The following is a 24,147-nucleotide window of genomic DNA, read 5'->3' as shown; positions in this document are numbered from 1 at the left end:
CGGGGTGTCCGCGCTCGATTCCTTCGCCGATCTGATCGAACCCTTCAGCCGCCGGGGCGTGGACCTCGGTCTGGAGCGGTTGCGGGGCGCCCTGGCGGAGCTGGGCCATCCGGAGCGGTGTTTTGCCGCGGTGCAGGTGGCCGGGACCAACGGCAAGGGCTCGATCTGCACCCTGGTGCACGAGGCCCTTCTGGCTTCCGGCCTGCGCAGCGGCCTCTACACCTCCCCCCATCTGGTCAGCTGGTGCGAGCGGATCCGGATCGGGTCCGAGCCGATCGCCCCGGACCGGTTGCGGCGGCTACTCACGGATCTCCAGCCGATCGCCCTGCGCCACGACCTCACCCCCTTCGAACTGGTCACGGCGGCGGCCTTCCAGGCCTTCGCCGCCTCCGGAGTGGAGATCGCCGTCCTGGAGGTGGGCCTGGGGGGGCGCCTGGATGCCACCACCGTGCATCCCGATCGGCAGGTGCTGGGTTTCGCCGCCATCGGCATGGACCATGCCGAGGTGCTCGGATCCACCCTGGCGGCGATTGCGGCGGAGAAGGCCGGGGTGATGTCCCGCGGCAGCCCGGCGGTGAGCGGACCCCAGAGCGAGGCGGCGGCCGCCGTGCTGCGCGAGCATTCCCGCGCCACCGGCTGTCCCCTGCGCTGGGTGGATCCCCTCTCCTGGAGCAGTGCTCTGCCGGGCCTGGTGCAGCGCCACAACGGCGCCGTGGCCCTCGGCATGCTCCGCACCCTGCGGGAGCGGGGCTGGGTCCTCTCCGATCAGGAGATCCGCCGGGGCTTTGCCCGGGCCCGCTGGCCCGGCCGTCTGCAGGCCGCGCGCTGGCGGGGGCAGTCCCTGCTGCTCGATGGCGCCCACAACCTGCCGGCGGCGCAGGCCCTGCGGCAGGAACTCGACCGCCGCCAGGGTTGCCCTCCCCTGCCGGGGGGAGCGCGCCGCTGGGTGCTGGGGGCGCTGAGCGCCAAGCAGGCTCCCGCCATGCTCGAGGCCCTGCTGGCCCCCGATGATCAGATCTGGCTGGTGCCCGTGCCCGGTCACGCCAGCTGGAGCGTGGAGACGCTGCGAGCCGCCGGCCTGACCTGGGCCGGGCCGATCCAGGTCGCCGGCGATCTCACCGCCGCCCTCACCGCCGCCAGCGCAAGTGCGGGAACCGATCCCGTGGTCGTGGCTGGATCGCTCTATCTGATCGGCGCTCTGCTCGCCGGAGGGGATCTGGAGGGGGCGGGCCCTGAGGGTGGGGCCCCGTCCGGGGGAGAGTGGATTCAGCATTGCGAGGCGGAGCCGTGACCATGGGCCAGAACGGATGCAACCAGGAGAGCCAGCCCACCGATCGGGGTCTGGGCCCCCGGGGCCCGCTGCCGGCGCTGCTGCTGGCGGCGCTGCTGGCGATGGTGCTGCTCATCGCGCCGGCGCTGGCTCCAGCCCCCGCCCAGGCCCTCGACACCAGCACCGGAGTGGGGCTGCAGGAGCGGGCCCTCTTCCAGGAGCGGGTGGATTACACCCTCACCGACCAGGACGGCCAGGACTTCAGCGGGCAGCAGCTGACCAACACCTCCTTCGCTGGGGCTCGGGCCCGCGACGCCAGCTTCCGCGGCGCCAACCTGCATGGGGCGATCCTCACCCAGGGGTCGTTTCTGCGTGGGGATTTCAGCGGTGCCGATCTCTCCGATGTGCTGATGGATCGGGCCGATTTCAGCGAAACCGATCTGAGTGCTGCCCGCCTCGACGGGGCGATCGCCTCCGGCAGCAGCTTCAGCGGGGCCCGCATCGATGACGCCGATTTCAGCGGCGCCCTGCTCGATCGCTCCGACCAGCGTCAGCTCTGCCAGCGGGCCCGGGGCACCCACCCTGTGACGGGGGTGAGCACCCGGGCCAGCCTGGAGTGCGGCTGAACCCATCCCCCGGGCGCCGCGCCACTCACCCCATCCGCTCCCCCCAGCCCCGCAGCTTGCCCGGGTTCAGCAGTCCGGCGGGGTCGTAGGCCGCCTTGGCGGCCACCTGATCGGCGTCGATGATGCCCAGCCCTCCATCTTCGACGGTGAACACGTGGGGGTTGAAGATCAGCGCCCCCAGGGACCGGGCCTGCTCCATCAGTTCCAGCAGAGCCGCCGCACCCCGCCAGCGCACCAGGGGAATCGCTGCCAGGCGCTGGCTGCCCTGCTGCCGCACCCCCTCCAGGTGCCAGAGCAGATCGTCGCCCCAGCGTCGCTTCAGGGCTTCGAGCGCCGGTCCCTCGGGCTGGGGCAGCAGCATCTGCAGGTAGGTCCAGCCGGGCTCCTGGGCGCGCAGGTGCAGGGTGGTGTGATTCCAGCTCAGCTCCCGCAGCGGCAGGCCGAGGCCGTCCTGTTCCGCCGCCTGCCAGACCTGACGGCCCCCCAGCGCCGGCAGCAGGCTCTCCAGCACCGGCAGCGCGTCCGGCGCGGCCAGCAGCAGGAGGCGATGGCCCCCCACCGCCGGACAGCGGCCGGCGGGCTGCGTGCCGGCGCTGCCCCGGCCACCCGGTTGGGGGAGGCGGCGGGCGACGGCCTCCTCCAGCAGGCACAGGCTCTGCAGCAGCAGGGCGGTGCCCGGCAGAGTGCGGGCTGCCTCCACGGCCGTCGTCCAGTCTCCGAACTCGATCACCACCTGCTGCCAGGGCACGGCGGCCGCAGTGGCCACGCTCACCGCCGTCAGGATGCCGGTGGTGCCGTAGGCGTGGTTGAGCGGCCGACTGCCATCGGCGTCAAGCTGCAGCAGCCTGGGTTCGGGCTCGAGTGTCACCACCTCCAGGCCCAGCAGGTTGCCGGGGTCCCGCAGGAAGCCCCAGCGCAGGGAGCCGATCCCCCCGGAGCCCCCGGCGATGAAGCCGCCGAGGCTGGCGCTGCGCCGGGTGCTGGGCGTCAGCCGCAGCTCCCGGCCATGGGGGGCCAGCTGCCGGTCCAGATCAGCCAGCCCGCAGCCCGCCTCGGCGGTGAGGATGCCGCTGGCTGGATCCAGATGGCGCCACCGGTTCAGCCCGCTGAGGTCGAGCACCACGCCGCCGGCCAGGGGAACGCACTGGCCGTAATTGCCGGTGCCGGCGCCCCGCACGGTGAGGGCCACGCCCCGGCGGGCGCAGGCGCCCGCCACCTGGCGCACCTGGGCGACGCTGGTGGCGCTGGCCACCAGCTGGGCCCGCTGGGGGCTCAGCAGCGGCTCCAGCACCGGGGAATAGTCGAAGAAGTCGTGGGAGAGGCGCGCCAGCTCGGGGGCGCTGCGGATCAGGCGGACCGGGTCGCTCTCGCCGGGGCAGGGCACCGTCAGATCGGTCGCGAGGGCGGCGAGTTGCTCCACCGTTGCTCGGGTGGGGAGTCCTCCTGGCATCCGCCTGGCCAGGGTCAGGGGCGACGGGCCTGCTCCAGCGGTGGATCGGGAATGGGTCATGGTGCTGGTCTACTCAGCCCGGTGTTCCGTGTCCGATGGCGCCAGGGCCTCCAGCCGGGCCAGCAGGGGTGAGGGGGTCGGCGCCGGCAGCCAGCGCCCCCCCCGCAGCACCCGCCGTTCGGGGGTGCGGGCCAGCAGCTCGCTCCAGCTCGCGGCCGCCGTCACCACCAGATCGGCGGGGCAGCCCGGGCGCAGCACCCCGTCCCAGCTCAGGCCCATCAGTCGCGCGGCGGCGCTGGTGAAGGGAGCCAGCCCCTGGCGCTGCCACGGGGCCAGGTGTGCCGCCGGCGCCGCCAGGCGCAGCAGTTCGATCGGATCGAAGTCGCCCCCCGGATACCAGGGATCCTGCACGTTGTCGGCGCCAACGGCCACGGTCACCCCTGCCCGCTGCAGCTGACGGATCGGCGCCAGGGGCCGCCGGGAGGGAGTGGCGCCAGGCCCATGGCCCAGCAGCCACAGGTTGGTGGCCGGCAAGGCCACCACGGACAGCTGCGCCTCCGCCATCGCTTCCGCCAGGGTCTGCAGTCGCCGGGGCGGCAACTGGGACATGGCGCAGCTGTGGCTGCAGGTGACGGGGATGGCGATCCGGTGCCGGCGCACCAGCCGGGCCACCCGGGCCACCCCCTGGCCGCCCCCTTCCGCGCTCTCGTCCACGTGCAGATCGACACCGCAGCCGAGCGTGTCGGCCAACCGCAGCAGGGCCAGCAGCCCGTCCTCCCCCTGGCTGCCAGCTCCGCTCTCCCGCCGGAAGGGGGCGCCGAGAACCCCACCGAGCAGCACCGCTCCCGCTGGTCCCAGACCATCCAGCCGTCGGGCCAGGGCCTCCCCGGCGGCGCTGGCCCAGTGCTGCACCGGCACCAGGGCCACCAGCTGCAGGGTGAGCCGGTCCTGCCACTGGCCACGGAGCTCCAGCAGGGCCTCCCAGCTGGGCTCGGCTCCAGGCCCGAGGCTGTCCACGTGGCTGCGCAGGGCGCGCAGACCCTGGCGCCAGCTTCGCTCCAGGGCGCGGCTGCCCCGGACCAGCACGCCCTCGCGATCCCGCTCGAGGTGCTCGGCCTGGTTGGCGGCGAGGGCGCCGGCCATCGTGCCGGTGGGGTTGGGGTGCCGCTCCCAGCTGAAGGCCTTGTCGAGGTGGACGTGGGGGTCGACGGCTGGGGTGAGGGCCAGGGGGAGCCGTTCCCCGGGCCGGGGCTCGTGGGGGTGGATCCCGGTGATCACGCCGGAGGCGTGCTCCAGCCGCACGGCCACCAGGCCGTCCCGATCCCCCCCGGGCAGGTCGTGGCGCAGGGGGTCCAGCAGGGCCCGGGGGAGTCGCAGCGGCGGCAGGATGGCGGGGGCCGGAGTCACCACCGCAGCAGACCATCCGCACTGATCCGTTCCTTCTCCCGGTCGCTGGAGGTGGAGAGGATCTTGAACTGGCCGGCCCCGGCCAGGGTCACGACCTCGTAGCGGGGCAGCTCGAGCAGGGGGATCACTCCGGGTCCGCCCACCTCGGTGCGGTAGAGGCTGAACAGCCCGAGGTTGCGCCGGCTGGTCTGACGCCGCGCCAGCGCTCCGAGCACCTGGCGCTGATCCCGGATCAGCTCCGGGCAGTTCCGCAGCACCAACTTCAGGGACATCGGCAGTCGTTCACCGCAGACCTCCTGGACGGTCAGCTCCACCAGCCGATCCGCCGCGAAGCTCTCGAAGTCCTCCATGTCGGGATTGCTGAACGCCAGGGCGCCGGTGACGGCGGCCAGGGAGAGGGCCGCCACCGAACAGACGCGAAGGGGCCGGAGGGGCTTGTCGGGCCTCAAGGAACGGGGGCGGGGCTGCTTGATACATTGGCAAAGACCACGGCGGGCGTAGCCAAGTGGTTAAGGCAGCGGCTTGTGGCGCCGCCATTCGGGGGTTCGAGTCCCCTCGCTCGCCCTCAGAGCCGCCAGCAGCCGATCGGCTGCTGGGCCGCTTCGCACCGGATCGGCACACACCAGCCCGGTCGCGGCGGTGACCGCGGCGCAGGCCGCCTCCGCCTCCGCCTCCCCCAGGCGGGCCGTGTTCAGGGCCACCGCCCCGACCCGTGGGGGGGGACTGGAGCCGGGGCGCCCTAGGGCGGCGAGGCCTTCGAGCACGGGGATCAGCCGTTCGAGGGGCGGCAGCGGTATCCCGGGATGCTTCTCGACATGGCTCTGGTGTGCCCGGTGCACCAGCAGCAGGGCCGTGGCCTGGCTGCCCCGGATCAGGGGCAGGGTGGCCGTGGAACCCGGATGGCAGAGGGAGCCCTGTCCCTCCACGAGAATCAGGGCGCCGGGGCTTTCCGAAGCGGCCTCCAGCACCGCCCGCTCCACCGCCCCGGCGGCGAAGTCCACCCGCACCGCATCGAGCGGGACCCCGCGACCGCTGATCAGGATGCCGGCCTGGCCGGTGCCGACGAAACGGGTCGGCAGACCGGCGCGTCCGGCCGCCCTGACCAGCTCCAGACAGGCGCTCATCTTGCCCACCGCCATGTCGGTTCCCACCGCCAGGATCCGCCCGCCAGGCAGGTGGGCGGCGCGGCCGGAGGCCACCTCAAGGCCCGGGGGTTCCTGGCGCAGATCCCAGATCCATTGCCCCTCGCCGCAGAGGGCGGCCAGCTCGGGATCGTCCCCCAGGCGGCTGTGCAGTCCATTCGCCACGCTCAGACCCGCCTTCAGTGCGGCCACCAAGTCGGCGCGCAGCGGGTCGCCCAGGCGACCGCCCGACGGGGCCAGCCCGATCACCGCCACGGCCGGGCCGAACGGCAGCGCCGCGGCCAGATCCGCCACCACCGGCACCGGGCGGCGGATGGAGGTGATCGCTTCGAGGGACGCACCCGGATGCTCCGGATCCACCACCGCCACGATCGGTCCAGGCCGGTACCGCAGCATCGCCAGGCCGGTCTTGCCCGAGAGGCCGCTCAGGCCGCCATGCTGGAGCAGGACGACGGGCGCATCGGCCCTCAGCATGGACGGGCCCGTCCCGGGGCCGTTCCCCCCTCGCCGCTGCCGAGGCCGGCCCGCGGGGAGGGGCGCAGCCGATCGCCCAGTCGATCGGGTCCGAGGAAGGGATCGTCGATCAGGTTCAGATGGCTGTCCAGATCGGGCCAGCGCACCAGCGGAAGCAGCTGGGCGGCGGCACTGTTCAACAGACCGCTGTCGGAATAGCAGCCGAGCATGAGATCGAGCCCGAGCCGCTGGGCAGCGCGGGCCATCAGCAGGGCCTCGCTGAGCCCGCCGCTCTTGAGCAGCTTGATGTTCACCCCGTCGACATGGGGAGCCAGCCGCAGCAGATCGTGGAGGTCCCAGCAGCTCTCATCGGCCACCAGGGGAATGGGGCAATGCAGGTCAAGGGCGGTGAATCCGGCGGTGTCGGCCTCTGGATCGGCCCGGGCCGGGAGCGGCTGCTCCACCAGCGTCACGCCCTGCTCAGCCAGCCAGGGGATGAGCTCGCGGGCGGTGGCCAGGTCCCAGCCGCCATTGGCGTCCACCTGCAGCTGGGCGCCGCCCGCACCGGCGGCGACGGGCAGCTCCGCCACCGCCGCCGCCACGGCCCTCACCAGCGCCCGGTCATGGTCGGCGCCATCCCGGCTGCCCAGTTTCAGCTTGATGCGGCTGGGAGTGGCCCCCAGCTGGGTCCTCCAGAGTGCCAGCCGTTCCAGCGATTGCTCCACCGATCCCAGCCCCAGGGTGACGCTGGTGGGGGCACAGGCGTCCGGATCCAGCCCCCAGAGCCGCCAGAGCGGCTGCCCCAGCCGTTGGCCGCACCAGTCGTGGAGGGCGAGATCGAGGCCGCAGCGGGCCGGGGGGGAGAGCGGCGCGAGCAGGGACTCCAGCGCCTGGCGGTTCCAGGGATCAAAGCCCTCCCGGCCCGGTTCCGTGGCCGCCAGGGTCGCCAGGGCTTCCTGCAGTTCCGCCGCCACCGCGGCGGTGCTGTGGGCGCGATGGCCGGTCTCGAAGCCGCCCGTCTCCCCGCGCCCGAGGGTGCCGTCGTGGGTGATCTCCACCAGGAGCCGCTCGACCCGAGCGGTGGTGCCGCGGCTGATCGCCAGGGGCACCGCCTTGGTGAGCCAGAACCGGCGAAGCCGCCCTTCCATGGCGCCAGTCTCGGCCATGGCCGAAACTGGCGCCATGACAGCGACCACCACAACGGCGACCGCCACACCCCCCCTGCCGGGCCCGCCGTCCCGCCGCAGCTACTGGATCACCACGTTCGGCTGCCAGATGAACAAGGCCGATTCCGAGCGGATGGCCGGCATCCTCGAGGAGATGGGCTACGCCCCCGGCGCCGACGAGCACGTGGCCGATCTGGTCCTGTACAACACCTGCACCATCCGCGACAACGCGGAGCAGAAGGTCTATAGCTACCTGGGGCGCCAGGCCCGGCGCAAGCGCAGCAACCCCCATCTCACCTTGGTGGTGGCCGGCTGTGTGGCCCAGCAGGAGGGCGAGAGTCTGCTGCGCCGCGTGCCGGAGCTCGATCTGGTGATGGGCCCCCAGCACGCCAACCGGCTCGCCACCCTGCTGGAGCAGGTGGCGAGCGGCCGGCAGGTGGTGGCCACCGAGGCCCACCACATCCTCGAGGACATCACCACCGCCCGCCGCGACAGCGCCGTCTGCGGCTGGGTGAATGTGATCTACGGCTGCAACGAGCGGTGCACCTACTGCGTGGTACCCGCGGTGCGGGGGCAGGAGCAGTCGCGAACCCCCGGGGCGATCCGGCTGGAGATCGAGGCCCTGGCGGCCCGCGGCTTCCGGGAGATCACCCTGCTGGGGCAGAACATCGACGCCTACGGCCGCGATCTGCCGGGCATCACCCCCGAGGGCCGCCGGGAGCACACCCTCACCGACCTCCTCCACCACGTCCACGACGTGGCGGGCATCGAGCGGATCCGCTTCGCCACCAGCCACCCCCGCTACTTCACCGACCGGCTGATCGAGGCCTGCGCTGACCTCCCCAAGGTCTGCGAGCATTTCCACATCCCCTTCCAGAGCGGCGACGACGCCCTGCTCAAGGCGATGGGGAGGGGCTACACGGTGGCGCGCTATCGCCGGATCATCGAGCACATCCGCCGGCGCATGCCCGATGCGGCCATCAGCGCCGATGCCATCGTGGGCTTCCCCGGCGAAAGCGAGGCCCAGTTCCAGGCCACCCTGGATCTGGTCGAGGAGATCGGCTTCGATCAGCTCAACACCGCTGCCTACTCCCCCCGTCCCAACACCCCGGCCGCCGGCTGGGCGGACCAGTTGCCCGAGGCGGTCAAGGTGGAGCGGCTGCAGCGCCTCAACGCCCTGGTGGAGAGGGAGGCCCGGCGCCGCAGCGAGCGCTACCTGGGCCGCTGCCTGGAGGTGCTGGTGGAGGGCATCAATCCACGCGATCCGGCCCAGTGGATGGGCCGCACCCGCACGAACCGACTCACGTTCTTTCCGGCCCACGCCGACGGCGGGGTCCCCCCAGCGCCCGGCGATCTGGTGACCGTCAGGATTGATCAGGTGCGGGCCTTTTCCCTCAGTGGCGTTCTCCGGCCAGGGCAGCACTGATACGTTTGGCCCGCTCCGCCCGCAGCCCCGTCCGATGCCCAAGCCCCCCCGTCGTCTCGGCCTGGTGTTCGGGGGGGATTCCGGGGAGCATGCGGTCTCGATCCGCTCGGCGGTCACCGTGGTGGGGGCTCTGCGGCAAGGAGAGAATGGCTGCCGCTATCAGGTTCTGCCCTTCTACATCGATCGCCGCGGCCGCTGGTGGTCCGGCGAGCTGGCCGAGTCGGTGCTGGCCAGCAGACGGCCCGCCGGGACCGCCGATCTCCAGGGCGGCACCCCCGGAGGACCCCCCGGTCCCGGCGGCTTCCAGGCCTGGCCTGCGGGCGCCGAGCAGGTGGAGGTCTGGTTTCCGGTTCTGCACGGGCCGAACGGGGAGGACGGCACGGTTCAGGGTCTGTTCACTCTGATGCAGGTGCCGTTCGTGGGCTCCGGAGTGCTCGGCTCCGCCCTGGCCATGGACAAGCAGGCGATGAAGGCGGCCTTCGCGGCCGCCGGTCTCCCGCAGGTGCCGTACGCGGCGATCGGAGCCGGCGAGATGCGCCGCGATCCCGAAGGGCTGCTGGACCGTCTGGAACGGGAACTGGGGTATCCCAGTTTCGTCAAACCGGCCAACATGGGGTCCTCAGTGGGGATCAGCAAGGCCACGGATCGGCTCTCCCTGCGGAGGGGTCTGCTGGAGGCGGCCGCCCTGGACCCGCGGCTGGTGGTGGAGCGCGGCGTGCGGGCCCGGGAACTCGAATGCGCCGTCCTGGCGGACCGTCCGCCGGGCCAGGGGCAGCTGCAGGCCTCGGTGGTGGGGGAGATCTGTTTCGAGGCCGACTGGTACGACTACGAGACCAAGTACACCGACGGGCTCAGCCGCACCGAGATTCCGGCTCGCTTGAGCGATGCCGTCAGCGAACGGCTGCGCCGGATGGCGATCCAGGCCTGCGACGCCGTGGCCGCCGAGGGTCTCGCCCGGGTCGACTTCTTCTACGACGAGACGGCCGGAGAACTCTGGCTCAATGAGATCAACACCATGCCGGGCTTCACCTCCCAGAGCATGTACCCGATGCTCTGGGAGGCCAGCGGCGTTTCGCTCCACGATCTGGTGCACCGGTTGGTGGAGAGCGCGGGAGAATGGAAGGCGGCAGCTTCGTTCGTGGAGGACCCGAGGGGATGAGTCATGGCCTGCTCTGGTTGCCCTTGCTGGTGGTCTTCGTCCTGCTCACGGCCCTCGGTTGGCTGGAACGTCGCCGCCAGCGCCTGTTCTCCGACTGGGCCAGGGGATCGGAACTCTCCAAGCTGGATGGCTGCGGGGCCGCCCGGCTGAGCGAGGGGATCCTCACCTGGAGCACCTTCGAGGCCGGTCAGCTCAAGCCCCAGGGCACCTTCGTGATCAGCAAACTTGAGCTGGTGGAGCTCCTGGCCCTGGGCTCCGGCGAAGCGCCCCTCACCGAGGAGAGCCAGGGCAGTTGCCGGCTGAGGCTGGTCGGGGCCGGCGCCCAGCAGGATCTCCCCTTCGCCGACGCCGGCCGGGCCCGCCGCTGGATGGATGAGCTGATGGCACGCTCCCGCTGCGAACTGTGACCTCGGCTCCCCAGGCACCCGGCGTGGAGCGGCGGCGTCAGCTCCGCCAGCAACGCCGCCAGGAATTCCTCCGCAACATCTGGCGGCTCCTGCTGCTCTCCGGCGCCGCCGCCGGACTGGGGTTTGTGCTGCTCCGCCAGGGCTGGAGCCTGAGGCGGCCCTCCCAGGTGGAGGTGATCGGCAGCGAGCGCGTCAGTCGTGACCAGGTCATCCAGGCGGCCGCGCTGCGGTTTCCCGTGCCGCTGCTGGAGATCGATCCCCGCGGGCTGCGCACCCGGCTGGGCGAGGCGCTTCCCGTTGAGCGGGTCCAGGTGGAGCGCCTGATGCTGCCCCCCCGGCTGCGCATCGAGCTGGTGGACCGGCAGGCGGTGGCCCGAGCCGAGCGTCGCACTCCGGAGGGGGTCGAACAGGGCTACGTGGATCGGGTGGGCAATTGGATCAGCCGTTCCCAGCAGTCGGTCGGGACGCGCGGCCGCAATCCCGAGCCCGCCGTCCGCGTCGTGGGCTGGCAAGAGCGGCACCGGGCTCCGCTCACCCAGATCCTGGCCCGCAGCGAGAGCCTGGGCAGCCCGCTTCGGGAGATCCGCTTCGAGCCCGGCGGCACCCTCTGGCTGGTCACCGCCTCCCTGGGCCAGGTGAGGCTTGGTCCCCCCGATGGGCAGCTCAACCGCCGCCTGGATGTGCTCCGCTACCTGTCCGAGCAGCTTCCCTCCCGGGTGAAGGGCCGATCCGTCCAGTCCGTCGACCTGAGCGATCCCGATCAGCCCGAGCTGGGACTTCCCCCTGGCACCCCCCCTGAGACGGCCGGGAATGGTTCTGGTGGCAGGCCGGCGGAATGACCGCCTGGAAACCCGCACAGGTGCGTTGCGGGAAATTCCATTTCAGGTGAAAATGCCGCATCGCACAGGTTTTTTCCAGCCCGCCAACGACATAATGCTGCCCGAGATGAATGGGAACGGTCCCCTCCAGGAGACTGCATCCGACGGTCACCACCCCCAGCCCCTCTCCGCCTGCCTCGGACCCGCCGTGACCTCTCCCTCTCCCAGCAGCAACGGCATCGTTCCAAGCCAGTCCGCTCGCATTGAAGTCATCGGTGTGGGGGGGGGGGGGAGCAACGCGGTCAACCGGATGATCGCCTCCGACCTGCAGGGGGTCGGCTACCGGGTGCTCAACACCGACGCCCAGGCCCTGCTCCAGTCGTCGGCCCAGAAACGGGTGCAGCTGGGCCAGAAGCTCACCCGCGGCCTTGGTGCCGGCGGCAATCCGGTCATCGGCCAGAAGGCGGCGGAGGAGTCCCGCAACGAGCTGCTGGAAGCCCTTCAGGGCGCCGATCTGGTCTTCATCGCCGCCGGCATGGGGGGCGGCACCGGCACCGGTGCGGCCCCGATCCTGGCCGAGGTGGCCAAGGAGTGCGGCGCCCTTACCGTCGGCATCGTCACCAAACCGTTCGGCTTCGAGGGCCGCAAGCGCATGAAGCAGGCCGAGGAGGGCATCGCCCGCCTGGCCGAGCATGTGGACACCTTGATCGTCATCCCCAATGACCGGCTCCGGGATGCCATCGCCGGGGCACCCCTCCAGGAGGCCTTCCGCGCCGCCGATGACGTGCTGCGCCAGGGGGTGAAGGGCATCAGTGACATCATCACCAAACCGGGTCTGGTCAACGTCGACTTCGCCGACGTCCGCTCGGTCATGACCATGGCGGGCACCGCCCTGCTCGGCATCGGCGTCGGCTCCGGACGCTCCCGCGCCACCGAGGCCGCCCAGGCGGCGATGAGCAGCCCCCTGCTTGAGTCCGCGCGGATCGACGGCGCCAAGGGCTGCGTGATCAACATCAGCGGCGGCAAGGACATGACCCTGCAGGACATGACCACCGCCTCGGAGGTCATCTATGACGTGGTCGATCCCGACGCCAACATCATCATGGGGGCCGTGGTGGACGAGCGACTTGAGGGCGAGATGCACGTCACCGTGATCGCCACTGGCTTTGAGGGGGGGGGCGCCTACCGCTCCGAGCGTCCGGTGCAGAGCTTCACCACCCCCCAGCTCACCGAGCCGGGTCCTGACCAGCGTGGAGCCAAGATCCCTCCGTTCCTGCTGAACCGCCAGAGCCGTTCGGCCGACGGCTGAGCCAGCCCCCCGGGGGCTGGGGAAAGGGGTGACCCGGAGTCCACGCCTGCCTGGAGCATCCCGTGTGGCTGCTCCCTTCCGGTCCTGACCAGATTTGGGCGTCCGGGCCGCGTGGGTCCGAGTCGAGTTGATGCTAGCAATGGGCCTCGCCAGGAGCCCCCCGTGCCGCTGCGACCCGGAGATCTGGAATCCCGCAAGCGGGCAGGCCGTCCCATCCTGGTGCTCACGGCCTGGGACAGCCTCTCGGCCGCCCTGGTGCAGGATGCCGGCGCCGAGGTGGTGCTGGTGGGGGATTCCCTGGCCATGGTGGCGCTCGGCCACCCCACCACCCTGCCGGTGACGCTCGAGGAGATGCTCCACCACACCCGTGCCGTGGCCCGGGGGTTGCGGCGCCCTCCGGCGCAGCAACCCCTGCTGATCTGTGATCTGCCGTTTCTCACCTATCAGTGCGGCCTGGATCAGGCGGTGGCCGCGGCCGGCCGGGTGCTCAAGGACACACCGGCGGCCGCGGTGAAGCTTGAGGGGGGCGAACCGGAAACGGTGGCGGTGGTGGACCGGCTCGTGCGATGCGGCATTCCCGTGATGGGCCATCTCGGACTGACACCCCAGTCGGTGCACCGGCTCGGGTACCGGCGCCAGGCGAACGATCCCCTCAGCCAGGAGCGGTTGCGGCGCCAGGCCCACGACCTGCAGGCCGCCGGCTGTTTCGCCCTGGTGCTGGAGCATGTGCCGGCTGAACTGGCCGCCGGGCTGCGGCGCGACCTGGCGGTGCCGGTGATCGGCATCGGTGCCGGGGACGACTGCGACGGGCAGGTGCGGGTGACCGCCGATCTGCTCGGCCTCAGCGAGCGTCAGCCTCCATTCAGCCCGCCGCTGCTGGCGGGCCGCCGCCTCTGCGTGGAGGCGCTCAGGGGCTGGCTGCACACCGCTGCCGCCCCGCCGTCACCGGTTGCGGACGCTCCTCCCACCATCCCATCAGCTCCCGCAGCACCGCATTGCTGAGGGCGAGTCCGGCGGGGTCGCTCAGCCGCCAGCGGGGTCCTTCGATCCGCAGCAGACCCCGCTTGAGGAAGGGCTCCATCCGCTGGAGCAACCCCGCCAGCTCCTGGTCACCCAGTGCGGCTTCGGCCCAGAGGGCCTGCAGATTGACCCCCTCCCGACGCCGCAGCCCCACCAGCAGGCGCTCGTCGAGGGGCAGGGCGGCGGGGGGCAGCTCCGGGGGCGGCGGCTCCTCCAGCCAGGCGGCGTAGGCGGCCCGGGTGCGGGGCCTGGCCTGTCGGGCGCCGTGGGGCGCCGAGGTGGCGCCCATGCCGAAACCCCACCAACCCGCCCCGCTCCAGTAGACGCGGTTGTGCCGGGCCGCGTGGCCCGGCCGGGCGTAGTTGGAGATCTCGTAGTGGCCATACCCGGCGGCCGTCAGACGTTCCCAGCTGAGCTCCATCAGATCGGCCCCCACATCCCCATCCGGCAGCGGCAGCTGGCCGCGGCGCTGGAGCCGATCGAACACGGTGCCGGGCTCGACGATCAGGTCGTAGATCGAAAGATGGGGGGGATCCAGGGCCACCGCCTGCTCCAGTTGATCCCCCCAGGACTCGGCGCTCTGCCCGGGAAGGCCCTGGATCAGGTCCAGGCTCCAGCTGCCCAGTCGGCCCGCCCCCAGCGCTGCCTGGAGCCAGCCGGCCGCCTGCAGCAGGTCGCGCCGCCGGTGGCGGCGCCCGAGGCGCTCCAGCACACCATCCTCGAAGCTCTGCCCTCCCAGGCTCACCCGGGTCACACCGGCCGTCAGCACCCCCTCCAGTCGCGCCGGTCCGAAACTGGCCGGATCCATCTCCAGGGTCACCTCCGCGCCGGGGGCGAGCCCGAAGTGCCGTCGCAACGTGTCCAGCAGGCCCGCCACCTGGGCGGAGCTCAGCAGCGATGGGGTGCCCCCGCCCAAATAGACCGTTGAGAGGGGCGCCAGCGGCGGTGTGGCGGTGATCTCCGCCTCCAGCAGGGGTAGATAGGCGGCGATGGATCCGGAGTGGGTCCCATCGGCGGTGTCCCCCAGCGGCACCACCGCAAAGTCGCAGTAGAAGCAGCGACGGTGGCAGAAGGGGATGTGGAGGTAGGCGGCGCGGGGGTGGGGCGGGGTGTCCATAGGTAAATGTACGGATACCTGTCCCGGTCAAACGGGTCCAGATCCGCCATGCTGATTTTCCACAGCCATGGGCAGCCCACGACCGACACATGGTGGACCCGCTCATCCTGTTCCTGTTTCTGATCTCCGGAGCGGCCACCGGCTGGCTCGGGGTCGATCTGCTGCCGGAGAGCCTGCTGCTGGAGGTCACCAACCTGGAAGGCCTGCGCTGGGTGCTGGGCGGCTTCGGAGCCTTTTTCGGGCTGCTGGCCGGCTTCTTCTTCCAGCTGCTGCGGCACCGCCTGATGCGCCAGGTGCGCTCCATGCCCACCGATCTGCTGGTCAGCCGGGCGGTGGGGCTGATCCTCGGTCTGCTGGTGGCGAACCTGCTGCTGGCGCCGATCCTGCTGCTGCCCCTCCCCTGGGAGGTGGTGTTCGTCAAACCGCTGGCGGCCGTGCTCAGCAACGTCTTCTTCGGCGTGCTCGGCTACAACCTCGCCGAGGTCCACGGCCGGACCCTGCTGCGCCTGTTCAATCCCCAGAGCGCCGAAACCCTTCTGGTGGCCGATGGTGTGCTGCAGCCGGCCAGCGCCAAGATTCTCGACACCAGCGTGATCATCGACGGGCGCATCCGGGGCCTGCTGGAGTCCGGTCTTCTGGAGGGCCAGGTGATCGTGGCCCAGGCGGTGATCGACGAGCTCCAGCAGCTGGCTGACTCGGGCAACGCCGAGAAGCGCGGCAAGGGCCGCCGCGGGCTCAATCTGCTCGCCCAGTTGCGCGAACGCTATGGGCGCCGTCTGGTGGTGAACACCACCCGCTACGAGGGATCCGGGGCGGACGACAAGCTGCTCAGGCTCACGGCCGACACCGGGGGCACCCTGCTCACCGCCGACTACAACCTGGCCAAGGTGGCGGAGGTTCAGGATCTCAAGGTGATGAACCTCAGCGCCCTGGTGATCGCCCTGCGGCCCGAAGTGCAGCCCGGCGATGCCCTGCAGCTCAAGATCGTGCGGGAAGGCAAGGAGGCCGATCAGGGCGTGGGCTATCTGGAGGACGGCACGATGGTGGTGGTGGAAGCCGCCCGCACCCGGATCGGTCAGCGGCTTCCGGTCACCGTCACCGGAGCCCTGCAGACTCCCGCCGGTCGCATGGTCTTCGCCCGGTGCGACCAGGACGGCCCCCGTCCGGCGGCCACGGTCCAGCAGCCGGCAGGCCCCCGCTAGGCTCCGGTTCAGGCCCTGAAGAGCGTGTTCTGATGTCGGTGTCGGCTCCCTACTACGGCGATTCCGCCGTGATGCGCACACCGCCGCCGGACCTGCCGTCCCTGCTGCTCAAGGAGCGCATCGTCTACCTCGGCCTGCCGCTGTTCTCCGACGACGACGCCAAGCGTCAGATGGGGATCGATGTGACCGAGCTGATTGTCGCCCAGCTTCTCTATCTGGAGTTCGACAATCCCGACAAGCCGATCTTCTTCTACATCAACTCCACCGGCACCAGCTGGTACTCCGGCGATGCGATCGGCTTCGAGACCGAGGCCTTCGCCATCTGCGACACGATCCGCTACGTCAAGCCTCCGGTTCACACGATCTGCATCGGCCAGGCGATGGGCACCGCCGCGATGATCCTGGCGTCCGGCGCCAAGGGCCACCGGGCGGCCCTGCCCCATGCCTCGATCGTGCTGCACCAACCCCGCTCCGGTGCCCGCGGCCAGGCCAGCGACATCCAGATCCGCGCCCAGGAGGTCCTTCACAACAAGCACGTGATGCTGGAGATGCTCGCCGAGACCACCGGTCGCAGCGTCGAGCAGCTCTCCAGCGACTCGGACCGGATGACCTATCTCACGCCCCGCGAAGCCCTGGAGTACGGCCTGATCGATCGGATCCTCACCTCCCAGAAGCCCCTGCCGGTGCCCCTGGCCGGCTCGGTCTGAGACCGCGACCTCCCTCGCCCCACCGTTTCCCCGTTCCCTTCCCTCCAGCAACGCCATGCCCATCGGCACCCCCAGCGTTCCCTACCGCCTGCCCGGCAGCCAGTACGAGCGCTGGGTCGACATCTACACCCGCCTCGGCGTGGAGCGCATCCTGTTCCTGGGCCAGGAGGTCAACGACGGCATCGCCAACAGCCTGGTCGCCCAGATGCTCTACCTCGATTCCGAGGACAGCAGCAAGCCGATCTACCTCTACATCAACTCCCCCGGCGGTTCGGTCACGGCCGGCCTGGCCATCTACGACACGATCCAGTACGTCAAGTCCGATGTGGTGACGATCTGTGTGGGGCTGGCGGCCAGCATGGGCGCCTTCCTGCTGGCGGCCGGCACGAAGGGCAAGCGGGTGGCCCTGCCCCACAGCCGGATCATGATCCACCAGCCCCTGGGCGGCACCAGCCAGCGCCAGGCCAGTGACATCGAGATCGAGGCGCGGGAGATCCTGCGAATCAAGGACATGCTCAACCAGAGCCTGGCCGACATGTGCGGCCAGAGCCTGGAGAAGGTCAGCAAGGACACTGACCGCGACTACTTCCTCAGTGCGGCCGAGGCCAAGGACTACGGCCTGATCGATCGGGTGATCTCCGATCCCTCCGACGCCTGAGGACAGGTCCCCCATCGGGTGGGGCGACCGGGCGGCGACGGCTTCGACCGTAGGATCCGCTCCTGCCCTGACCCCTTGCCGGATGGCCCAGCTCTTCTACGACGACGATGCCGATCTGAGCCTGTTGAGCGGCAAGACCGTGGCGATCATCGGCTACGGCTCCCAGGGCCATGCCCACGCCCTCAACCTCAAGGACAGCGGGGTCAGCGTGCTGGTGGGCCTCTACGACGGCAGCCGTTCAGCGGACAAGGCCCGGGCCGATGGCCTGGAGGTGGTCAGCGTGGCCGAGGCGGCTGAGCGGGCCGACTGGATCATGATCCTGCTGCCCGATGAGACCCAGAAGAGCGTCTACGACGGGGAGATCGCGCCCCACCTCCAGGCGGGCAAGGTGCTGAGCTTCGCCCATGGCTTCAACATCCGCTTCGGTCTGATCGTGCCGCCCGCCGACGTGGATGTGGTGATGGTTGCCCCGAAGGGTCCGGGCCACACGGTGCGCTGGGAGTATCAGAACGGCCAGGGGGTTCCCTGCCTGTTCGCGGTGGAGCAGGACGCCTCCGGTCAGGCCCGTGCCCTGGCGATGGCCTATGCCAAGGCGATCGGCGGCACCCGCGCCGGCATCCTCGAAACCAACTTCAAGGAGGAGGCGGAAACCGACCTCTTTGGCGAGCAGGCGGTGCTCTGCGGCGGCCTCAGCGAACTGGTCAAGGCCGGGTTCGAGACCCTCGTGGAGGCGGGCTATCAGCCCGAGCTGGCCTACTTCGAATGCCTCCACGAAGTGAAGCTGATCGTGGATCTGATGGTGAAGGGCGGCCTCACCGCCATGCGTGATTCCATCTCCAACACCGCCGAGTACGGCGATTACGTCAGCGGCCCGCGCCTGATCACCGACGAGACCAGGGCCGAGATGCGTCGCATCCTCTCCGACATCCAGGACGGCACCTTCGCCCGCAACTTCGTGGCGGAATGCGAGGCCGGCAAACCCGAGATGACCCGCATCCGCAACCGCGACAGCCAGCTCCCGATCGAGCAGGTGGGCAAGGGCCTGCGCTCGATGTTCAGCTGGCTCAAGGCCGCCTGAGCGGCCACGGGCCCCCGCTGTGGCGTCCCCCATCGACTCCCGGCGGCTCATGCTGGTCTGGGCGGCCTCCCAGGCGAGCGTGAGTCTCAGCCTGGCTTCCGCCGCCTGGATGGTCAGTGGTCTGACCCCCTCGCCGCTGATCAACAGCCTGCTGCCGACCCTGGCGGCGCTCCCCGCCCTGCTTCCGCTGGTCCGTCGGGCGCTGTTGGGAACCTGGCTGCAGCTGCTGGCCGTCCTGCTGCTCCTGCTCGTCGCCGTTGCCACCGGGCCGTTCGGGTCACTGACCGGCGGCGCGGCGCCCTGGCTCCTGCCGCTCTCCCTGGCCGGGGTTCTGCTGGTCGGTCTGGGGGGACAGATGGCGGGTCTGCCCCTGCAGCGCCATCTCGTCGCCGCCCGTGGCGTCCCCATGGCCAGGCTTCGGCGGGGGGGAGATCTGGGGGCTCTGGCGGGCTTCGTGCTCACCGGCGTGACGTTCCCGATCGGTCAGGCCCTGCTCCAGTTCTCCCAGGCGGCGGTGCTGCTGCTGCCGGTGCTGAATCTCGCTCACCGGGCTGATCCCTCCGCAACCCGTCCCCCCGCAGCGACCCTGCCTCTGGGCTGGATCTGCCTGGTTCAGGGACTGCTCTTCGGAGGTCTGTTCAGCCTGCTTCCCCTGTGGGTGCGCCAGATCGAGGGCGGCACCTGTCTGGGTTTCGGCCTGGTGCTGGCGGCCTATGCGGTGGGCAGAAGTCTGGGAGCCGGCCGCTCCCCCACCGGCGGTTCAGCCGAGCGCAGCCGACCCCGGCTGGCGGCGGCCCGCTATCTCCTTCTGGCGCTGCTGCTGGTGAGCAGTCGCTGGCTGCCGGGCTGGTCGGCGCTCCTTCCGTTCGTTCCCATCGGTATCCTCGCCGCCACCAGCGATGCCGCCCTGGTGGCCCGCCTGCGGCCCCTGGGCGACGAACCCCTCCGCTGGCAGATCATGGAGCGGTCCGGGGCTGTTGGGGGGGTGGTGGGCGGCCTGGGGATGGGGGGAGTGGCCCAGGTCTTCGGACTGACCATCGCCCTGCCGGTTCAGCTGGGGGCGTTCCTGCTCGCCGCCCTCCTGCTGGCCCCGTCGGGGCCGCCTTCGGGCCCGTCCCCTGTCCCTGCCGCAGACCCGGTGTGACGGTGGGCGAGGGACTGTCGGCCTGGCTGCTGGTGCTGCTGGCCTGCGCCCTCGATCGCGGCGTGGGGGATCCCCGCCGCTGGCCCCATCCGGTTCAGCTGATCGGCTGGGGGGTCGATCGGCTCCGCGCCGGCGGCGAGCCCTGGGCCGGCGATCGCCCCTGGCGCCTGCGGCTGCTCGGTGGTCTGATCACCGCCCTGATTGTGGGGGCGAGCGGAGGAGTCGGCTGGCTGATCGAGCAGCTGGCGCTGGGTCCGGCGGGGGTCTGGCCGTTGCCGGCGGCCCTGCCGTGGCTGGGGGTGCCGCTGCTCCTGCTGGCGCTGGCCAGCGCCCTGGCGGGGCGCAGCCTGGAGCAGGGCGTGCGGGCGGCGCTGGAGCCGCTGGGCCCAGCGGACGATCAGGCGGCCGCGACGACGGCCGGGGCTTCCGCCCCGGGGGACGATCTCGCCCGCGCCCGCCGCCGCCTGGCCTGGATCGTCGGCCGCGACGTGGATGCCCTGGACCGCGATGGGATCATTCGGGCGGCGGCGGAGACCGCGGCGGAAAATGCCATTGACGGCCTGTTCGCGCCCCTGTTCTGGATGCTGACCGGGGCCGTGCTCTGGAGCGGCTTCGGGGTGGCCGATGGGGTGCCGGGCCCCCTGGCCCTGGCCTGGAGTTTCAAGGCCGCCAGCACCCTCGACTCCATGCTCGGCTACCGCCGGGGGCGGTTGCTCTGGCTCGGCACCGCCGGGGCCCGCCTCGATGACCTGCTCACCTGGCTTCCCTGCCGGCTGGTGGCCCTGAGTCTGCCCTTGCTGGGTTCTCAGCCACGCCATGCCCTGGGCCGCTGCCGGGAGGCCCTGAGGCAGGGCCGGACCGATCCCTCCCCCAACGCCGGGGTGTCCCAGGCCGCCTTCGCCCTGGCGGCGGAGGTGCGGCTGGGCGGGGTCAACCGCTATGGGGGGATCGAGCGGAGCAAGCCGGTGGTGGGTTGGGGGTACAGCCCGCCCGATGGCGGGGCGGTGGAGCGGATCCTGGCGCTCAGCCGACGGCTGGAGGTGCTCTGGTTGCTGGCCGCCCTGCCCGTGCTCGCCCTGACTGGGCGGGTCTCCGGCTGAGCGGGCGGGTTCAGTAGGCGCCGCGGTCGCGGGGGAAGAGGATCACCCCCACCGTCCTGAGCATGATCGTGAGATCCAGGAGGACCCCCCAGCGCCGCGCATAGGTGACATCAAGGTTGATCCGGGTGGCATAGCTGAGGTTGTTGCGACCCGAGACCTGCCACAGACCGGTCAGGCCGGGCCGGACCGCCAGCACCTCGTCCATGCGCTGCCCGTAACGCTCCAGTTCATCGCGGACGATCGGCCTGGGGCCGACCACGCTCATCTGCCCCCTGAGCACATTGATGAACTGCGGCAGTTCATCCAGACTGGAGCGGCGCAGGAAGCTGCCGATCCTGGTGATGCGAGGGTCGGCCTTGAGCTTGAAATCCTTGCGAAACTCCTCCCGCAGCTCCGGTGATTCCTCCAGAAGGGTCCGGAGGACCCGGTCGGCGTCCTTGCGCATCGTGCGGAACTTGATGCAGCCGAATCCCTTGTACCCCCGGCCGATCCGACTCTGGACATAGAAGACGGGCCCCGGTGAGCTCAGGCGCACCAGCAGGGCCAGCAGCAGGAACAGGGGGCTGCCCAGGCTCAGCACCAGGAGGGAGAAAAGGATGTCTCCGCCCCGCTTCAGGATCCTGGACGGTTTCGACTGGGCCTCGATCAGCTCCTGGGCGGTGGGCAGGGGCGGAGAGAACGGAAACAGGGGCGTGACCGGAGGAAGAACATGGAGCACCCGCCGCGCCGGGTTCTGCGGGGGCTGGGTGGACCAGTGGTGGGGGTTGGGGAGCTCGTGACTTCCGTACCCGTTGGCGTGATGGTTGGACATCACCGGCACCTTGGTGTGGAAACTTTAAAAATCAACGGCCCCCCACACCAGCCTGGGCGGTCACTCGGGCCAGAGGCACAGCGCCTCGTTGGCGTCAGTCGCCGGATCCGGGGGCTGGCAGGGGGCCATGGGCCAGCCGCAGGCGCCGGCGGTGGTGCCGCCACTGCCGCTCCAGCATCTCCAGCAGACGGGCCTGGAAGCGCTCCGGTGCGAACTGCTCAGCCCAGGCCCTGAGCTGCTCGGGCGGCAGGCGTTGCCACAGCCGCCCCTGCTCGAAATGCTCCAGCGCCGCCCCCAGGCAGGCGGCCGTCTGCTCCGGGAAAAGCAATCCGGTGGCCCGCCCGGCGTCCCGGTCCAGGCAGCGCACGGTGTCCAGCAGACCTCCCTGCCCCAGGCCGATCACCGGGGCTCCGGCGGCCATCGCCTCCACTGGGGCGATGCCGAAATCCTCGAGCCCGGCGTACACGTAGGCACGGCAGCGTCCCATCAGGCTGCTCACCTCCTCGGCAGCGCACCGGCCCAGGAAGCGAACCGATGGCCCCGCCATGGCCTCCAGCCGGTCCCGTTCCGGTCCGTCCCCGGCCACCAGCAGGGGCAGACCGGTGCGGTTGAAGGCCTCGATCACCAGGTCCACCCGTTTGTAGGGCACCAGCCGGCTGAGCGACAGGTAGAACTCCTCCCGGGGCAGGTCCCAGCGGAACCGCTCCACGGCCACTGGCGGATGCAGCACCTCGCTGGCCCGGCGCCAGCAGCGCTGGATGCGCCGGGCGGTGAAGCGGGAATTGGCGATCAGATGGTCCACACGGGCACTGCTGCTGACATCCCACTGGCGCAGCTGATGCAGTTGCCAGCGGACCCAGGGGCCCAGGGGGCCGCGGGCGATGGCGGACCCGGCCAGGTAGGCATGCATCTGATCCCAGGCATAGCGGACCGGGGTGTGCACATAGCTGACATGGAGCTGATCGGGGCCGGTGAGCACCCCTTTGGCCACGAGATGGTTGCTGCTGAGCACCAGGGGATAGCCGCCGAGGTCGAGCTGTTCGATCGCCAGCGGCAGGAGGGGGAGGTACTGCTGAACGTGGCTGACCCCCCAGGGCAGGGTCTGGATGAAGCTCGTGCGGATCCGGCGGCCCTCCAGCCAGCTGCCGCGGCGCCCGCTCTCGCCATCCACCAGAGCGAACAGATCGGCAGGGGGACGCCCCTGGCCCAGCAGCCGGTCGATTTCCTGAACCACCCGTTCCGCCCCCCCCACGGAGCGGGGGGTGAACCACTCGTGCACCAGGGCGATGCGACTCGGCAGGGCTGACATGGCGGCACGGTAGGCGCCCCGCTGACCCGTTCAGGTCACGAAAACTCTCATCTGATTGCATGGCCGGGACTCCCTCCGGATGCTGGGCGCAGTCCTTGCCCCCCATGCCCATTCGCGACCTCCTGGAAGATGCCCTCGAGGAACCCTCGATCGGTCTCACCTCCTGCTTCAGGTGGCATGCCACCCCCGTGGGGATCGCTGCGCTCTGGCGAGCCGGAACCGCGCCGGCTACCCCCCCATATGACCTGGCCCTGCGGGAGGGCCTGGAGGTGGGGCTCGATCTCAGCCGGGAGGAACGGGAATTCCATCAGGTGAGCCTGGGTCTTGTGCTGCTGTTCCACTCCTGAGGCCCGGAGCCCGTTTGTCCTCCCCACCCCCGCGCGAACCGTCCTCGATCTGGCAGGTCAAGCCCTGGTGGTGTCAGCCCTGGTCGATCCTGCTCACCGGTGTGGTGGCCGTGGTTGCCAGCTGGCTGGTGTTCGGGCGCTGGTGGATCAGCCTGCCGGTGGCGATGGCCGTGGGGCTCTGGTGGTGGCTCTTCCTTGTGCTGATGCCCAGTAGCCTGAATCCACCAGCCGATCCCTCCGATCCAGGCTGATGCAAGAGGAAACGGCAGCCGATCCGACAGCGGCCCAGGACCCCCTTCTCTTGCATGGGAGCGCGATCCGAACGGGGTTGCGTCCGAGTTCCGTCCCTGTGCCCACGCCCACCCATGAGTTATGAACCCGGTACCAACGAGTGCCGGTTGCTGATCGACAGCAAGGCCCAGATCGAGGCGGCTCTCGCCAACCTGACCAAGCTGGAGAACACCGACCACATCCGCCTTCAGCTGCTGGCCGTGTACAACCAGCTGGAGGGGCTGCACGACCTCAGGCGGGCCCAGATCCAGCCCTCTCCGGAGGCGGTCGGTGCCGTCCCGGATGGAACCGCCTGACAAAGGCGTCCAGGGGCAACGGCCCGCAGGGCCGACTCCATCCCCCCTGGTCCGGCAGAGGCCACCAGCCGGTGATGCGCTGGGGCCAGCGTCCACCCAACCGATGCACCACCACGTAGTGGGCGGTGCCCGCGCCACAGAGATGTGGCGATCCCAGCGGTTCGCTCTGGGGGTTCAGACGCAGGAAGGCGCTCACCAGCGCCGTCTGTGGACGCTGATGCCCGGCGGAGGCGGCCAGGGCGGCTCCCAGCCGCAGGGCCGCCTCCGCCGGGGAGCCGTCATCGTGAAGATGGAGATGCAGCGGCCCCCAGCCGGGGTACCCCAGAAATGAATACACGGCTCGGTCGGGCATGGCAGCGGAGCGGCGACGGTCCGTCCCTCCAGTGCCCGGTCCGTCTCAGCTCGGCCCGGATCGGGCTCGCGCTCGGCCTGCT

The 24,147-nt window shown here is 70.9% G+C and carries 24 protein-coding genes, 1 tRNA gene, 1 other RNA gene and 1 pseudogene; 18 read left to right on the top strand and 9 right to left on the bottom strand.

Annotation, left to right across the window (positions count from 1 at the left end):
- Positions 1 to 4: 4 nt before the first annotated feature.
- Both ACWJI7_RS01310 and ACWJI7_RS01305 read left to right on the top strand, forming a co-directional pair.
- Positions 5 to 1,291: a bifunctional folylpolyglutamate synthase/dihydrofolate synthase gene (locus ACWJI7_RS01310; protein WP_479934650.1), complete on the top strand. Its 1,287-nt coding sequence runs from the start codon at positions 5 to 7 to the stop codon at positions 1,289 to 1,291.
- Positions 1,292 to 1,392: 101 nt separating this feature from the next.
- A complete protein-coding gene (locus ACWJI7_RS01305) occupies positions 1,393 to 1,896 on the top strand; it encodes a pentapeptide repeat-containing protein (RefSeq protein ID WP_479935119.1) in 504 nt (167 codons plus the stop codon).
- A gap of 25 nt (positions 1,897 to 1,921) precedes the next feature.
- Here the strand turns inward: ACWJI7_RS01305 and ACWJI7_RS01300 are convergent, their stop codons facing one another.
- The 3 genes from ACWJI7_RS01300 to ACWJI7_RS01290 all read right to left on the bottom strand — a co-directional run bounded on the left by ACWJI7_RS01300 (position 1,922) and on the right by ACWJI7_RS01290 (position 5,202).
- Positions 1,922 to 3,346, bottom strand: coding sequence for an FAD-binding oxidoreductase (locus ACWJI7_RS01300; RefSeq protein WP_479934649.1), 1,425 nt, complete (start codon positions 3,344 to 3,346; stop codon positions 1,922 to 1,924).
- A gap of 69 nt (positions 3,347 to 3,415) precedes the next feature.
- The gene (locus tag ACWJI7_RS01295; RefSeq protein WP_479934647.1) at positions 3,416 to 4,756 is read right to left on the bottom strand and encodes an amidohydrolase family protein; all 1,341 of its coding nucleotides are present in this window, start codon (positions 4,754 to 4,756) and stop codon (positions 3,416 to 3,418) included.
- Positions 4,750 to 5,202: a DUF4359 domain-containing protein gene (locus tag ACWJI7_RS01290; protein ID WP_479934645.1), complete on the bottom strand. Its 453-nt coding sequence runs from the start codon at positions 5,200 to 5,202 to the stop codon at positions 4,750 to 4,752. Before ACWJI7_RS01290 ends, ACWJI7_RS01295 begins: the two co-directional genes overlap by 7 nt.
- A 42-nt stretch (positions 5,203 to 5,244) precedes the next feature.
- Here ACWJI7_RS01290 and ACWJI7_RS01285 point away from each other — a divergent pair.
- Positions 5,245 to 5,317 (top strand) — tRNA-His (locus tag ACWJI7_RS01285).
- A 2-nt stretch (positions 5,318 to 5,319) separates the two neighbouring features.
- On the opposite strand, the pseudogene ACWJI7_RS01280 reads toward ACWJI7_RS01285, so the two are convergent.
- Together ACWJI7_RS01280 and ACWJI7_RS01275 are read right to left on the bottom strand one after the other, a co-directional pair.
- Positions 5,320 to 6,369 (bottom strand): annotated as a pseudogene (locus tag ACWJI7_RS01280) (N-acetyltransferase DgcN family protein); the annotation flags it as partial.
- Positions 6,363 to 7,496: a dipeptide epimerase gene (locus tag ACWJI7_RS01275; RefSeq protein ID WP_479935117.1), complete on the bottom strand. Its 1,134-nt coding sequence runs from the start codon at positions 7,494 to 7,496 to the stop codon at positions 6,363 to 6,365. The gene ACWJI7_RS01275 and the pseudogene ACWJI7_RS01280, both read right to left, overlap by 7 nt.
- A gap of 34 nt (positions 7,497 to 7,530) precedes the next feature.
- On the opposite strand from ACWJI7_RS01275, the gene miaB reads away from it, so the two are divergent.
- From miaB to ftsZ, 5 genes are all read left to right on the top strand, one after another.
- The gene (gene miaB, locus ACWJI7_RS01270) at positions 7,531 to 8,940 is read left to right on the top strand and encodes a tRNA (N6-isopentenyl adenosine(37)-C2)-methylthiotransferase MiaB (RefSeq protein ID WP_479934643.1); all 1,410 of its coding nucleotides are present in this window, start codon (positions 7,531 to 7,533) and stop codon (positions 8,938 to 8,940) included.
- 34 nt (positions 8,941 to 8,974) lie between these two features.
- Complete coding sequence (locus tag ACWJI7_RS01265; RefSeq protein WP_479934641.1) at positions 8,975 to 10,099, top strand: D-alanine--D-alanine ligase family protein; 1,125 nt, start codon at positions 8,975 to 8,977, stop codon at positions 10,097 to 10,099.
- Complete coding sequence (locus ACWJI7_RS01260; RefSeq protein ID WP_479934639.1) at positions 10,096 to 10,506, top strand: hypothetical protein; 411 nt, start codon at positions 10,096 to 10,098, stop codon at positions 10,504 to 10,506. Before ACWJI7_RS01265 ends, ACWJI7_RS01260 begins: the two co-directional genes overlap by 4 nt.
- The gene (locus tag ACWJI7_RS01255) at positions 10,503 to 11,345 is read left to right on the top strand and encodes a cell division protein FtsQ/DivIB (protein WP_479934637.1); all 843 of its coding nucleotides are present in this window, start codon (positions 10,503 to 10,505) and stop codon (positions 11,343 to 11,345) included. Before ACWJI7_RS01260 ends, ACWJI7_RS01255 begins: the two co-directional genes overlap by 4 nt.
- 187 nt (positions 11,346 to 11,532) lie before the next feature.
- Positions 11,533 to 12,633: a cell division protein FtsZ gene (gene ftsZ / locus ACWJI7_RS01250; RefSeq protein WP_479934636.1), complete on the top strand. Its 1,101-nt coding sequence runs from the start codon at positions 11,533 to 11,535 to the stop codon at positions 12,631 to 12,633.
- Positions 12,634 to 12,660: 27 nt separating this feature from the next.
- On the opposite strand, the gene ffs is transcribed toward ftsZ, so the two are convergent.
- Positions 12,661 to 12,757: signal recognition particle sRNA small type (gene ffs, locus ACWJI7_RS01245), an RNA gene on the bottom strand.
- Positions 12,758 to 12,801: 44 nt separating this feature from the next.
- On the opposite strand from ffs, the gene panB reads away from it, so the two are divergent.
- Positions 12,802 to 13,635 carry a 3-methyl-2-oxobutanoate hydroxymethyltransferase gene (gene panB / locus ACWJI7_RS01240; RefSeq protein ID WP_479935115.1) on the top strand — a complete coding sequence of 278 codons (834 nt, stop codon included), beginning with the start codon at positions 12,802 to 12,804 and terminating at the stop codon, positions 13,633 to 13,635.
- Here the strand turns inward: panB and hemW are convergent.
- On the bottom strand, positions 13,541 to 14,770 hold the full coding sequence (gene hemW / locus ACWJI7_RS01235; RefSeq protein WP_479934634.1) for a radical SAM family heme chaperone HemW: 1,230 nt from the start codon (positions 14,768 to 14,770) through the stop codon (positions 13,541 to 13,543). The two genes, panB and hemW, sit on opposite strands and share 95 nt — an antisense overlap.
- An 89-nt stretch (positions 14,771 to 14,859) precedes the next feature.
- Between hemW and ACWJI7_RS01230 the strand changes: the two genes are divergently transcribed.
- The 6 genes from ACWJI7_RS01230 (at position 14,860) to ACWJI7_RS01205 (ending at position 20,659) form a co-directional block, all read left to right on the top strand.
- Positions 14,860 to 15,972 (top strand): PIN/TRAM domain-containing protein, encoded by a 1,113-nt coding sequence (locus tag ACWJI7_RS01230; protein WP_479934632.1) that lies wholly within the window; start codon positions 14,860 to 14,862, stop codon positions 15,970 to 15,972.
- Between the two features lie 32 nt (positions 15,973 to 16,004).
- On the top strand, positions 16,005 to 16,679 hold the full coding sequence (locus tag ACWJI7_RS01225; RefSeq protein ID WP_479934631.1) for an ATP-dependent Clp protease proteolytic subunit: 675 nt from the start codon (positions 16,005 to 16,007) through the stop codon (positions 16,677 to 16,679).
- Between the two features lie 55 nt (positions 16,680 to 16,734).
- Positions 16,735 to 17,337, top strand: coding sequence for an ATP-dependent Clp protease proteolytic subunit (locus ACWJI7_RS01220; protein ID WP_479934629.1), 603 nt, complete (start codon positions 16,735 to 16,737; stop codon positions 17,335 to 17,337).
- Positions 17,338 to 17,419: 82 nt separating this feature from the next.
- Complete coding sequence (gene ilvC / locus ACWJI7_RS01215; RefSeq protein ID WP_479934627.1) at positions 17,420 to 18,415, top strand: ketol-acid reductoisomerase; 996 nt, start codon at positions 17,420 to 17,422, stop codon at positions 18,413 to 18,415.
- A 19-nt stretch (positions 18,416 to 18,434) separates the two neighbouring features.
- Entirely contained in the window at positions 18,435 to 19,559 is a 1,125-nt protein-coding gene (locus tag ACWJI7_RS01210) for a hypothetical protein (protein ID WP_479934625.1), read from the top strand.
- A gap of 2 nt (positions 19,560 to 19,561) precedes the next feature.
- Complete coding sequence (locus tag ACWJI7_RS01205; protein WP_479934623.1) at positions 19,562 to 20,659, top strand: CobD/CbiB family cobalamin biosynthesis protein; 1,098 nt, start codon at positions 19,562 to 19,564, stop codon at positions 20,657 to 20,659.
- A 10-nt stretch (positions 20,660 to 20,669) separates the two neighbouring features.
- Here ACWJI7_RS01205 and ACWJI7_RS01200 read toward each other — a convergent pair whose 3' ends face one another.
- Together ACWJI7_RS01200 and ACWJI7_RS01195 are read right to left on the bottom strand one after the other, a co-directional pair.
- Entirely contained in the window at positions 20,670 to 21,470 is an 801-nt protein-coding gene (locus ACWJI7_RS01200; protein ID WP_479934621.1) for an undecaprenyl-phosphate galactose phosphotransferase family protein, read from the bottom strand.
- A gap of 94 nt (positions 21,471 to 21,564) precedes the next feature.
- On the bottom strand, positions 21,565 to 22,779 hold the full coding sequence (locus tag ACWJI7_RS01195; RefSeq protein ID WP_479934620.1) for a glycosyltransferase: 1,215 nt from the start codon (positions 22,777 to 22,779) through the stop codon (positions 21,565 to 21,567).
- Positions 22,780 to 22,883: 104 nt separating this feature from the next.
- Between ACWJI7_RS01195 and ACWJI7_RS01190 the strand changes: the two genes are divergently transcribed.
- From ACWJI7_RS01190 to ACWJI7_RS01180, 3 genes are all read left to right on the top strand, one after another.
- Complete coding sequence (locus ACWJI7_RS01190) at positions 22,884 to 23,126, top strand: hypothetical protein (RefSeq protein WP_479934618.1); 243 nt, start codon at positions 22,884 to 22,886, stop codon at positions 23,124 to 23,126.
- A 14-nt stretch (positions 23,127 to 23,140) separates the two neighbouring features.
- Positions 23,141 to 23,377 carry a DUF6737 family protein gene (locus tag ACWJI7_RS01185; protein ID WP_479934617.1) on the top strand — a complete coding sequence of 79 codons (237 nt, stop codon included), beginning with the start codon at positions 23,141 to 23,143 and terminating at the stop codon, positions 23,375 to 23,377.
- A 114-nt stretch (positions 23,378 to 23,491) separates the two neighbouring features.
- Positions 23,492 to 23,713, top strand: coding sequence for a hypothetical protein (locus ACWJI7_RS01180; protein WP_479934616.1), 222 nt, complete (start codon positions 23,492 to 23,494; stop codon positions 23,711 to 23,713).
- The last annotated feature ends 434 nt before the right edge of the window (positions 23,714 to 24,147 follow it).

The organism is Cryptocyanus atlanticus LEGE 06306 (assembly GCF_056633155.1).
This window is presented reverse-complemented; position numbering and strand designations above follow the sequence as displayed.